The organism is bacterium (assembly GCA_035505375.1).
Taxonomy (GTDB): Bacteria; Hydrothermota; Tepidihabitantia; order Tepidihabitantales; family Tepidihabitantaceae; genus UBA2258.
Map to the genome: position 1 here is coordinate 22107 of DATJQV010000090.1, position 11495 is coordinate 33601.

General features: G+C 60.9%; 10 protein-coding genes. All 10 read left to right on the forward strand.

All coding sequences use genetic code 11. The annotated features are described in order from the left end of the window. The first annotated feature begins 87 nt into the window (after window positions 1-87). Window positions 88-636: a pyruvate kinase alpha/beta domain-containing protein gene (locus VMH22_15695; protein HTW93132.1), complete on the forward strand. Its 549-nt coding sequence runs from the start codon at window positions 88-90 to the stop codon at window positions 634-636. Window positions 637-648: 12 nt separating this feature from the next. Continuing rightward, window positions 649-1086: an HIT domain-containing protein gene (locus VMH22_15700; GenBank protein HTW93133.1), complete on the forward strand. Its 438-nt coding sequence runs from the start codon at window positions 649-651 to the stop codon at window positions 1084-1086. A gap of 50 nt (window positions 1087-1136) precedes the next feature. Continuing rightward, complete coding sequence (locus tag VMH22_15705; protein ID HTW93134.1) at window positions 1137-1847, forward strand: class I SAM-dependent methyltransferase; 711 nt, start codon at window positions 1137-1139, stop codon at window positions 1845-1847. 343 nt (window positions 1848-2190) lie between these two features. Next, window positions 2191-3279, forward strand: coding sequence for a butyrate kinase (buk, locus tag VMH22_15710; GenBank protein HTW93135.1), 1089 nt, complete (start codon window positions 2191-2193; stop codon window positions 3277-3279). Next, window positions 3251-5245 (forward strand): thiamine pyrophosphate-dependent enzyme, encoded by a 1995-nt coding sequence (locus VMH22_15715; GenBank protein HTW93136.1) that lies wholly within the window; start codon window positions 3251-3253, stop codon window positions 5243-5245. The genes buk and VMH22_15715 overlap by 29 nt, the downstream gene beginning before the upstream one ends. Window positions 5246-5420: 175 nt before the next feature. Next, a complete protein-coding gene (locus VMH22_15720; GenBank protein ID HTW93137.1) occupies window positions 5421-6089 on the forward strand; it encodes an indolepyruvate oxidoreductase subunit beta in 669 nt (222 codons plus the stop codon). An 893-nt stretch (window positions 6090-6982) separates the two neighbouring features. Then, window positions 6983-7675, forward strand: coding sequence for a hypothetical protein (locus VMH22_15725; protein HTW93138.1), 693 nt, complete (start codon window positions 6983-6985; stop codon window positions 7673-7675). A 49-nt stretch (window positions 7676-7724) separates the two neighbouring features. Beyond that, complete coding sequence (locus VMH22_15730) at window positions 7725-9320, forward strand: SBBP repeat-containing protein (GenBank protein ID HTW93139.1); 1596 nt, start codon at window positions 7725-7727, stop codon at window positions 9318-9320. 280 nt (window positions 9321-9600) lie between these two features. Next, window positions 9601-10047, forward strand: a complete 447-nt coding sequence (locus tag VMH22_15735) for a hypothetical protein (GenBank protein ID HTW93140.1) — start codon at window positions 9601-9603, stop codon at window positions 10045-10047. A 63-nt stretch (window positions 10048-10110) separates the two neighbouring features. Then, on the forward strand, window positions 10111-10686 hold the full coding sequence (locus VMH22_15740) for a superinfection exclusion B family protein (GenBank protein HTW93141.1): 576 nt from the start codon (window positions 10111-10113) through the stop codon (window positions 10684-10686). The last annotated feature ends 809 nt before the right edge of the window (window positions 10687-11495 follow it).

Sequence of the window (11495 nt, forward strand, 5' to 3'; positions counted from 1 at the left end):
GTGAAGGGCGGCGCGCACGCCGCCCCTTCGCTTGACCAGTCAGAGCCACCGGATATCATCACCCCGCCAATCAACAGGAGCAAACAAATGAAGAAGAACAGCAAGTCCCCGACGATGGCAACGCTGCAGGTCGCACTGGCGCGGGCCGCGGAACTGCACATCAGACACATCGTCGTAGCCTCCACCGGCGGAGACACGGCGTTGGGGCTCGCGAAACAGCTGCCGAATGACGTCGAAGCCGTGTGCGTGACGCACCATGCCGGGTTCAGTGAATTCGGCAAGAACGAACTAGCTGATTCAGTCGAGAACAGGCTTGCCGAGCACGGCATCCCCGTTCTCAGGACGACACATCTCTTCGCCGGCGTCGAACGCGCCATCCGGCTGAAGGTTGGCGGTCTGGGCCCGGCCGAGACCATTGCCTTCACCTATCGCACGCTGGGCGAAGGCACCAAAGTCGGAGTCGAAATAGCTGTGATGGCGCTTGACGCCGGGCTCATCCCCTACGGCAAGGATGTGGTCGCGATTGCCGGAACCGGAAGCGGCGCCGACACGGCGCTCGTCATCCGCCCGGCCCATTCTCGGCAGTTCTTTGAGACGCGCGTGAAAGAGATCATCTGCAAGCCGACCGACTGGTAAGGAGCAGACCCCATGGACGAATGCGCCTTTTGTCAGATAATCGCAGGCAAAGCCCCGGCCCGCAAGGTCTATGAAGACGAACAGACGCTCGCTTTCCTCGACCTGCACCCTATTTCGCGTGGCCACACCCTCGTGATTCCGAAGAAGCACGTGGAATGGTTCACCGATATCGAACCCCAGGACGGCGTCGCCGGACCGTTCCTGAAGTCCTGCTACGTCGTTGCCCGTAAGCTCAAGCACGCATTCGACTGTGAATACGTGACGATGCTCATCCGGGGTACGCGGGTCCCACACCTGCACATGCTTCTCATCCCTTCCATCAAAGGCGAGGAGAACCTGCTCGACAAGACCTTGGCCATGCACCACTTCGCTCAGGTCCACATGAAGCCACCCTTCAGCGAAACCGAACTCGACGCCATCGCTGAGACCGTGCGAAATGCCGGTGTGTAGTCTTGGGCGGCTTGCACCCTCCGCCTATGGCGGGTAGCTGGGAGTCGAGGATGCATCATTCCTTTTCCCTTCCCGGTCGCTGGGGCGACCGTGAATTCGTGAAGGTCTGGGACAGCCAGCCCACCAACCCGCTCAAAGCCGAGCAATTGAGCATCATCGCGACCGTAATACGTGACAACTGGCGCAAGGGCAACCGCATCCTCGACCTCGGCTGCGGCACTGGCAAGACCGAAGCCGCAATTCTGGAGCAGCTTCCAGTTGCCCGTTTCACCTGCGTCGACCGCTCCGAGGCGATGCTCGACCTCGCCCGGGAGCGGTTGCGCACATTCGCAGACCAGCTCCGGTTCGTCACGGCCGACCTTGCCGGGCTGGGCAGTATCGAGCTGCCGGGCTCGCCGTTCCGCTTCATCGTGTCGGTGGACGTGATCCACGAACTCCCCGATGCCGCCAAGTCCCGGTTCCTGAAGGCCTGCCGCCGGAACCTGACGCGCGACGGGCTGCTCCTCATCCTCGACCGGATAGCGCTCGACCGGGCCAGGTTCAGCCGGCCGCTGCGCAGCGTGCTCGGCAGGCTGCAGCGCCTTCATGGTACGCACTCCGGCCAGCTCTCCGACCAGTTCGTGGATCCGCGCAGCCCCGACCATGAGCACCCGCTGGCGCTGGAGTCGTACTTCCGGCTGCTCCGTCGCGCCGGTCTTGCGCCGGCCCTGCTGCACCTTCACCTGCACAAGGCCGTCATCGCCGCCGCGCCCGCCGGGTAGACGTCCGCTCGTCCCCGCGCTCAGCATCCGGCTGGAACCCACCCAGCGCCCCGAGGTGCTGCCACGAAAGCACGCACCGTCCGTCAGCGGCCGCGGCGGACAAGTCCGATTCAAGCTCAAATGCTCCAACAAGGAGATATCGGCCCCAATCGGCATCCGAGCTTCAGTCGTCATTCGAGTTTCGTGTTTCGAGCTTCTTTGACCTGTGTCCATCTGCGTGCATCCGTGGTCGTTCCTCTTCGTGGCTCTTCTCCGCCACTCTGAACTCTGGATTCTGGACTCTGGATTCTCCCCGTCCGCCTCGTGGTTTGACTTGCCCACGAGCAGCGGTAGACTAAGCAACATGTGGATTCTAGTCATAAATCCCGGCGGCGGGTCCACGAAGGTGGCCGTTTTCAACGGCGCCAAGCCCCTGTTCTCCGAGACGGTTGAGCACGCGCCCAACCAGCTAGTGCGGTTCGGCCACGTTCTCGACCAGTACGAACTGCGCAAGTCCGCGGTTCTCTCGGTGCTGGACAGGCACGCATTCGACCGCGCCAAGCTGCAGACGATAGCGACCCGCGGCGGTCCGCTCCGGCCGTTGCCGGGCGGCGTCTATCGGATAACGCCCCACGTCGCCGCCGACATCCGCCACGGCCAGTACCAGACACTGCACCCGGCGCTGCTCGGCCCGCTCATCGGGCTTGAGCTGTCGCAGGAGCTGGGCATCCCCGCCTATTTTGTTGACCCCGAGTCGACCGACGAGTTCCGTGACATCGCCCGGATTTCCGGCTTCAGCGGCATCCCTCGCATAGCTCTCTCCCACGCCCTGAGCTGTCGCGCGGTGGCCGAGGCCGCGGCCAGGAAGCTCAAGAAACCCTACAAGAAGTGCCGGCTGGTGGTCGCCCACCTTGGCACGGGCATTACCGTTGCCGTTCACGTGGGAGGCAGACAAGTCGACGCGACCAATGCCAATGACGACGGCCCGTTCTCGCCGCAGCGTTCCGGCTCGCTGCCGCTGTCCGGCCTCGTCCACGCCTGCTACTCCGGGAACTACTCCGAGAAGGCGATTCTGAACCTGCTGACCCAGCGGGGCGGATTGATCTCCTACCTCGGAACGGACGACATCCGCAAAGTCGAGACAGCGATAACCGAGAACAACAAGTCGGCCGAGCTGGTATACCGGGCACTGGTCTATCAGGTGGCAAAGGAGATCGGCGCATACGTCGTCGCCTGCGAAGGCGGGCCGGACGCGGTCGTCCTGACCGGCGGGCTGACCCTGTCCGAGAAGTTCGTAGCCAACCTGAAGAAGTGGCTCGCGCCCCTCGATCTGAAGATAATCGTATTCCCCGGCGAAGAGGAAATGACGGCCATGGCCAATCGCCTCCTCGCGGTGTTGACCGGTAAGGAAAAGGAACGCAACTATGACAAGGAAACTGCTCTCCGGGGATGAAGCAATCGCCCGGGGAGCCTGGGAGGCAGGCTGCCACGTGGCCGCTGCCTACCCAGGCACACCTTCCACCGAGATCCTCGAATCCCTTTCAACCTACAAAGACGTCTACTGCGAATGGTCTACCAATGAAAAGGTAGCGCTGGAAGTCGCGCTCGGCGCCTCGATTGCGGGCGCGCGGTCGCTCGCCGCGATGAAGCACGTCGGCCTGAACGTCGCGGCCGATCCGCTCTTCTCGTCCGCCTACATCGGTGCGCGGGGCGGGTTTGTCATAGTGACCGCCGACGACCCCGGGCTCCACTCCTCGCAGAACGAACAGGACAACCGCTACTACGGCCTGATGGCCAAGATTCCCGTCCTCTGCCCGTCCGACTCGCAGGAGGCAAAGGACTTCACCCGTCGTGCGTTCGACATTTCCGAGCAGTTCGATATACCGGTCCTGTTGCGCATGACCACCCGCAGCGCCCATTCGTCGAGCGTCGTCGAGCTGGGCGAGCGCCTGCCCCGTCCGGTCAAAGGCTACGAAAAACAGATTACGAGAAACATGGTCCTGCCCGCATTCGCCAAGACGCGTCACGTCGACCTCGAACAGCGGCTGGACCGGGTCCGGGCATGGAACGAGGAATGCGACCTCAACCGGATGGAGCAGGGCTCGCGGCAGATGGGAATCGTCTGTGACGGGGTCTCCTACCAGTACGCCCGCGAGGTCTTCCCTGATGCGTCTTTCCTCAAACTCGGCATGGTCTGGCCATTCCCTCGCGAACTCGTCCGCCGCTTCGCCGCGACCGTAGACGAGCTCGTCGTCATCGAAGAGACGGACCCATTCATCGAGACCCAAATCCGCGCGCTCAACCCGTCATCCGTCACCGGTCTCCCGTCAAAGATAACCGGCAAAGACAAGCTACCCCGTACCGACGAACTCAGCCCCCGCGTCCTCCGCTCCTCCCTCGCGAAGGAAAGTGCGAACGCCGACGTGCAAACGCCGAATTCCGGAGCCGGACGTTCGGAGTTCGTCGCTCGGCGTCCGACGTTGCCCTCCCCGTCCTCCATTCCGCAGCATTCGTCATTCGACGCTCGGCGTTCGACATTGCCTGTGCAGGGTCTTCCCTCCCGCCCTCCCGCCCTCTGCCCGGGCTGCCCGCACACCGGCATCTTCTGGGGGCTGCAGAAGCAGAAACTAATCATTGGCGGCGACATCGGCTGCTACACCCTCGGCGGGCTGCCGCCGCACAGCGCCATGGACACCTGCATCGACATGGGCGCGTCCATCACCGTCGCCCACGGCTTCGACAAGGCGCTCGGCACCGCTGACCCGCGCCGGCGCGTCGCGTTCATCGGCGACTCCACCTTCTTCCACTCCGGCATCACCGGCCTTGTCAACACGGTCTACAACCAGTCGAACGTCATCACCATTATCAGCGACAACCGTACCACCGGCATGACCGGGCACCAGAACCACCCCGGAACCGGCGAAACCCTGATGGGCTCGTTCGGCCCCGTCATCAAACCCGAGGACGTAGCGAGAGCCTGCGGGGTCAAGAACGTGGTCGTCGTCGACCCTTACAAGGTCAAAGAAACCCGCAAAGTCGTACGCGAGTTGCTGGCCAAGAACGAACCCGCGGTCATTATCAACCGGAGAGCCTGCGCCCTGCACATCCGGCTCCACAACCCGCCGTTCGTAGTCGACACGGAAAAGTGCACCGGCTGCAAGACGTGCATCAGCCTCGGCTGCCCGGCGCTGTCCTTCAGCGAGGCGCGGGACATGACCGAAACGTCCGACGTTTCGGATCGTGTCCCAAGCCGACCCAGCCGTGGCAAGGCGTGCATTGAGGAAACCATCTGCGTCGGCTGCGGCATGTGCGCCGACGTCTGCCCGCAGGAAGCCATCAGCCAAAGTGCGAATGCCGAAGTGCAAACGCCAAAGTCCGAAGTTCGGCGTTCGGCGTTCGGAGATCGGAGTTCATCGTGAATCTCTTGGTCTGCGGCGTCGGCAGCCAGCGCTCCGTTTCGTGTCTTTCGTGCCTTCGTGGCTCAAATTCCTCGTTCTGCTCCGAACCCCATCAGTGTCCATCTGCGTTCATCTGTGGTTTCGCTCTGTCCGTTTCGTGTCTTTCGTGCTTTCGTGGCTTAGATCGGAGTCCCTCATGAACATTCTCGTCTGCGGTGTCGGCGGTCAGGGCGTGCTGCTCTTCTCCAACATCGTCTCGGAACTGGCATTGACCGCCGGGCTCGACGTCAAGAAGTCGGAAGTCCACGGCATGGCTCAGCGCGGCGGCTCGGTCACCAGCCACATCCGCTACGCGCCAAAGGTAGCGTCGCCGCTTATCGAAGAAGGAACCGCGGACATCATCGTGGCCTTCGAGATGATGGAAGCGCTCCGCTACATCCACTTCCTGCGCCCGGACGGAAAACTCATCTACGACTCGCACCGCATCGACCCACTCCCGGTCTCAACCGGCGTGGTCGAACGCCCGACCGATGAGAAACTCAACCAACTCCTGACCGAGAGCATGGAAAAAACGGGGACTGTCCACGGAAAACAGGGACTGTCCCGCGCTGAGTCCGTCGCAAGCGATCCGGGGGACTGTCCCTCGTTTTCCGCACGGTCAGTCTGCGTGCCGGCGTTCGCCGCCGCCCTCAAACTCGGCAACGCCCGTGTGCAGAACGTAGTGATGCTCGGGGCCATATCCACCTTCCTTGAGTTCCCGGAAGAGGCCTACCACCAGGCCATCACGAACCGCGTGAAGCCCAAGGTGGTCGACCTCAACCTCAAGGCCTTTGCCGAAGGCCGCGCGCTCTGCGGCCGCGCGTAGACTCGCGACCAACCGGCAATAGCACCCGACGAGAGTCGGGCAGTTCTGCTTCGCGCTCAGCACTCATCGCCCGTTTCAAAGCTCCCTCAAAAGCTCGCCGGAAAGCTCGTCTCAGAGTTCGCCGGAAAGTATCCTAGAATGCATACTCGAAAGCGCACTGCATAGCTTCTTCCATTGCTCATCTCAAAGCTCGCCTCATCGCTTCGTGCATTGCTCATTTCAGAGTTCAGCGCATCGCTTCTTTCATCGCTCGCGGCAAAGCTCAGTCGAAAGCTCGCGTCAAAGCTCGTCTGAGAACTCCGATCAAAGCTCATCTCAAGGCTCGTTTCATGGCTTAGTCGAAAGCTCCTCAAAGGGCATGCCCCCGGGCGACCCCTATATGCGGACTTTGCGCGACGCAACAGGGCTTAACGGACTGAGATTAATTGAGTTATGAGTAGTTTCGGAGAATCACTAGGACATCAGTTCTTTTGGGCCTTGCGCGACCCCGAAATCAGCCCGCCCGCGCGTCGGGAAGCTCATCGGAGGGCTCATGGCCGCGCCCGGGGTTCCGGCCAAACCGCGTTCCGGCCGTTTGCTCCGCTTATCCCCTCCCTTCCCGCTCGCCTTCCCGGCACACTCGAATCCTCGGGTCCTTGCCCTCTTACCCCCTCTCTCCTCACTCTTTCCTCCGCTTGACAGCTGGGAGATTCCGAGTAGCTTTCAGACATGGAGACTGAGTCTTTGCCAACCTCGATGAAGGCTCGAAGCAAGTCCGCGCCCGTCAACCAGTGATGGGCATGGAGCCAAGTACGTCACAAGATCACCCGCGACACATGGCATTCCTGCAGGAACTCAAAGCTGTTCTCACACATCAACCTCGCTGCCCCAACTGCAGGCACCCTTTGGAGCAGATGCCCACGCGGAAGAAGAAGTGTCCAACATGCGGTGAGTTCATGTACGTGAGGACCAGGCCGAGCGACCGCAAGAAGGTCGTAGTGACAAAGAACCAGGCGAACGCCATTGAGGAGCAGTGGGCGCACTACCATCAGGATCAGGCGATGGCCCGCCTAACAAGTCATCCCGACTACAGCGCGGCTGCGAGGAGGCTGCGCAGAACGCTGGGCCGCGAGCCCACGGCCGATGAAAGCAAGCTCGAGATAAGCCTTCGAGAAGCGGCTAGACACAGAAGGAAACATGATTGGGGCTTGTATCGCAACTCAGTACTGGACGCCGCGACCGCTCTCCAAACGCTGGGAAGAGCCGACGAGTCCCTGCGAAAACATCTCGAGGTCTGCTATCTGGACGTGAACGGCCCCCAAAACTGCGGAGGCATCCCCGAGAACTTGGGGGACGAGTACGCTCCTTTCGACCCCAACACGCCCGCTGCTGTGCCCGCACGAGGTGTTCTGCTGGCAGCAATCGACCTTGGGTGTAAACTATGCCAAGACCCGCTTGAACCCGACCTCGGGTGCGACATGGACAAACTCAGGGATATGTTCCTTTCTGTGGCAGCCGAGACTCAACGGGACCTGCGCCTTCCCGTTACCCCCGAAGTAGCCTGGGGCAACATAAACGCCGAACTCGCCCGCACCTGCGATACCTAGGCATGTACATAAGCGCCGCATTGCAGACACAACAGGAAGGAGGAACAGTATGAACAGACAGAACACGATTGTGTACCCACAACTCCCGACTTGGCCGAACATGAAACGCCTGGTCGTGGCGGCCGCTCTGGTCTTCGCAACCTTGGCCGCCGCTCAGGTCGATACTGCTTGGGTGAGAACGTACGACGGCCCGGCGCACCTCAACGACGTAGCCACCGCAGTTGGCGTGGACGATTCCGGGTACGTGTATGTCGCGGGTTGGACTGATGGGGCAAACTGGGATCAGGGCTGGCTCATTATCAAGTACTCACCCAACGGCGACACTGTGTGGACGCGCCGCCCCACTGATGCAACGGCCTACTACAACTCCCCCAAGGACTTGGTGGTTGATAACCGAGGCAATGTCTGCGTCACCGGGAGGTTCTCCCCGAATGGGGATTATGGCTTCCTGACCGTCGAGTACAGTCGCGGCGGTGCGTTGCGGTGGAGTGCTACCTATGACACATCCTCCAACGGCGACACCGCATGTGCGTCGGTGGTGGTGGATAGCTCCGGTTCGGTCTACGTCACAGGGTCAGGTTACAGGAATGACACAATGGACTACGTCACTCTAAAGTACGACACCGCCGGCGTCCAGAAGTGGGTCAGCAGATACGTTAGCCCTGATGGGAGTAGCGGATCCGGGGCGTTAGCGGTCTGCCCCGGAGGAACGGTAGTAGTTACCGGAGGGAGCACTGGAACTGCCGGCGTCAGCGACTGCCTTACCGTGAAGTACGATGCTACGACCGGCGACACCGTGTGGACCCGCAGGTATACTGGGTGGCCTTATGGAGCAGCAGCTTGCGGCGTAGGCGTCGCCGTTGACAGCTCAGGTAACATTTACGTCACCGGCACACGCGACAGTGTCAGCACGCCTTTCTTTATGACGCTTAAGTATGATGCGAATGGATCTCTAAAGTGGGCCAGATACTTCCAGCGGAATGGAAACGCCACCGGCATCGCCTTGGGCCCAAGCGGACTGGTGTATGTGACTGGCCGTGGCGGGTCGGGAAGTGATATTGGGTTCGTCACCGTCATGTATGACTCGTCCGGTGATGTAATGTGGTCCCAGGACTACTATCCGGGGTCAAACCAACTGTCTTTTGCAATGTCATCGGATTCTTCCGGAAATGTCTACATTACGGGCGGGGGCACCTTTCCAAACGGTTCCAACCCCATCTATACGGTAGCCTATGACTCTGAGGGAACGTGCAAATGGGTCGCCTCATACAGCAGTCCGTGGGGTCTGGGCAATTATTCCGACGGTCTCGCACTGGACAGGGACGGCAACGTCATCGTCGTAGGCGCCATTGAGACCGCGAGCACCGGCTGGGACTGGGTTACTGTGAAGTACATACAGACTACTGGCCTAACAGGAAGATCGCCATCCCTCGGGCACCCAGAGCGTCCGAGCGCCGCCACGGTCGTGCGCGCATCCATCCCCGTGACATGCTTAGGGAGCCGAGGCATTCTGATAGACGCCACTGGATGCACCGTCGCTAGTCTGGATCCGAAGCGACCGGGCCGCGTGGACTTGAGACCGGGCGTCTACTTTGCCATCTCCTCACAGTACACCTCGGTAAAGAAGTTAGTGGTGGTACGATAGACGTCTGATGCGCACCAAGCGCACGGTTGCCGACAGGTCTCCGCTAGCGGGTGGGCAGCGGCGGCGCAGGTCTGAGTCGTAGATGGAGAGACCGAAGAATTGGCAGCCCGGCGGCCTCTATGGCGCTTCGCTGCGCCACTCCGTCTGCCAAGCATGCGGCCTCGTAGTTGCGGACCCGGCACCCATGATCCGGGTTGGAAGTCCTTGCCCCGCGTGCAAATCACCGCGCCCCTCAGCGCTGCACTACCTTCCGCTCGCTGTATGCGGCCTGCTGGGCGCAATGGACGATGCGATACGCGCGGCAACAGCCGAGCCCGATTCGCAGACCCATGGACCCGACCATGCGGTTCTCGCTATCGCTGTGTTCATTTGCACCCTGGAGGAGCTACTCGTCGAGCAACTCCTCGATGAGCTACTGGAGAAGGAAGGCATCCGAGCCAAGGGCAACGTGGCCGTGGTGGGAGTTATGCGCTCGTTTGAAGATAGGAAGGAACTGATCAAGAGGTTGACGGGTAAATCGTGGCGCAATGCCCTTGGCGCAAGAGACCTGGTCGGCTATCTCGAGAGCGTGCGTAAGTTCAGGAACAAGCTTGTACACTCCGGTGAGCGCTGGGCGGTCCCTGACGACCTAATGCCAAATGTTGCGACCAACACCCTGCAGCTTCTGACATCGTTCGTGCGGGCGCACAACGAGCTTGTAGCTACGAAACCCCCTCCGACGCCCTGATGCCGAGTGCTCTCGGGCCTGCGATCAGCCGATCAAGGCCAAAACCGCGCCAGCGGAGAAACGATGCCACGCATACCCCTGGGTGACATCACTAAGTGGATCAGACTGCCCCCCAAGTATGTAGCTCCAATCGCCATTCTGGCTTCCGCGCTAGTACTGCTCCCTTCCACGGCGCTTTCCAAATTTGGAGTCTCCTCTTTCATGGACCGCTACAGAATGTGGATTGGTCTCGTCGCCCTGACTGGGACGGCTCTTCTTCTCTCCCATGCTGCAGTCTGGGCAGGACGCTTGATAGTAGGTCGCACACAGCGGGATCGGCTACTGAAAGCCGGGAAGGCGTACCTTCGCGGGCTGACCCTTGAGGAGAAGCTTATTCTGTCTCATTACTTGGCTCGCGGCACCAAGAGCGCCAAGCTTGTCGCCCAAGATGGCGTCGTTCTTGGGCTTGAGTCGGCCATGATCATCACGCGTGTATCGTCAGTCGGTGACATAGAAATGCACTTCGCGTACAACATCCAGCCGTGGGCATGGAGGGAACTAACCGAACATACTGACCTCCTTGAACCTGCACTTACGCTTGAGAGGAAGCATCTGGCAGAAGTAGCCGCACAGTTGCGGCGAGATGGCGACTACCCCTAGCAGCTTCAAGCGAGGGGAAAAGAGGGACACTTCTAATCCGATGCGCGTCAAGGGAGTGTGACTTCACGGCAGCTCAAGCTCGAGCCACAAGCCAAGTGATTTCCGATTCTGGGAGAAACGGGGACACATTACTTATCTCAATCCGAGGCGCGTCAAGGGAGTGTGACTTTGTGGCAGCAGCAAGCCTCAAGCCAAGAGACTTCCGATCTTAGACTGGCGATTGTAGATTGGAGCGGCTCCGCCGCGAGACTGAGGTTGAGGTCGAGGCTGAGATGGAGATTCGAAGCGGAACTGCGTCGCAGCTCAAGCAGAAGACGGCGGACGGCTGACAGCTTACGGCTGACCGCTTCAGGCCCGTCCCCAATCCCTGGCCCCTGATCGCCAGCCCAAGCCCAAGCTCAAGCACAAGCTGACAGATGGCAGCCGTTGCCCGTCAGCCAACCCCTAATCCCTAGCCCCTAACCCCTCACCCCAGTCCCCGGCCCCCAATCCCCGTTTCCCCGGCTGGACAAGCAGCCCAAGGGCCGCTGCCTTGGTGTGCTCCACCACTCCGACAACCCGCCCGAGAACGACTACATCAACATCGACGTCCGCGTCTTCGGGAAGACGCTTCTCCTGGGCTACATCCAGCTCCTGTAGTGGCTTCTCTCCCGCAGTCCTGGTGGCCTACCGGGATTCACCTTCGTAACCTTTCCTAAGGTAGCTTATGAGAGGCGGGGAAAGACAGCTTCCGACACTGAGCCGGCATTTGCTGCACGTTGTCAGGCGGGCACGGGCTCAGATAGGCGGTCGCTACAAGTACCCGCCTC

What these genes read in the sequence shown, in the direction of transcription:
- VMH22_15705 (HTW93134.1), top strand. Translation starts at nt 1,137, where the DNA reads ATGCATCATTCCTTTTCCCTTCCCGGTCGCTGGGGCGACCGTGAATTC.
- VMH22_15720 (HTW93137.1), top strand. Translation starts at nt 5,421, where the DNA reads ATGAACATTCTCGTCTGCGGTGTCGGCGGTCAGGGCGTGCTGCTCTTC.
- VMH22_15740 (HTW93141.1), top strand. Translation starts at nt 10,111, where the DNA reads ATGCCACGCATACCCCTGGGTGACATCACTAAGTGGATCAGACTGCCC.
- buk (HTW93135.1), top strand. Translation starts at nt 2,191, where the DNA reads ATGTGGATTCTAGTCATAAATCCCGGCGGCGGGTCCACGAAGGTGGCC.
- VMH22_15730 (HTW93139.1), top strand. Translation starts at nt 7,725, where the DNA reads ATGAACAGACAGAACACGATTGTGTACCCACAACTCCCGACTTGGCCG.
- VMH22_15715 (HTW93136.1), top strand. Translation starts at nt 3,251, where the DNA reads ATGACAAGGAAACTGCTCTCCGGGGATGAAGCAATCGCCCGGGGAGCC.
- VMH22_15695 (HTW93132.1), top strand. Translation starts at nt 88, where the DNA reads ATGAAGAAGAACAGCAAGTCCCCGACGATGGCAACGCTGCAGGTCGCA.
- VMH22_15735 (HTW93140.1), top strand. Translation starts at nt 9,601, where the DNA reads ATGGACGATGCGATACGCGCGGCAACAGCCGAGCCCGATTCGCAGACC.
- VMH22_15725 (HTW93138.1), top strand. Translation starts at nt 6,983, where the DNA reads ATGCCCACGCGGAAGAAGAAGTGTCCAACATGCGGTGAGTTCATGTAC.
- VMH22_15700 (HTW93133.1), top strand. Translation starts at nt 649, where the DNA reads ATGGACGAATGCGCCTTTTGTCAGATAATCGCAGGCAAAGCCCCGGCC.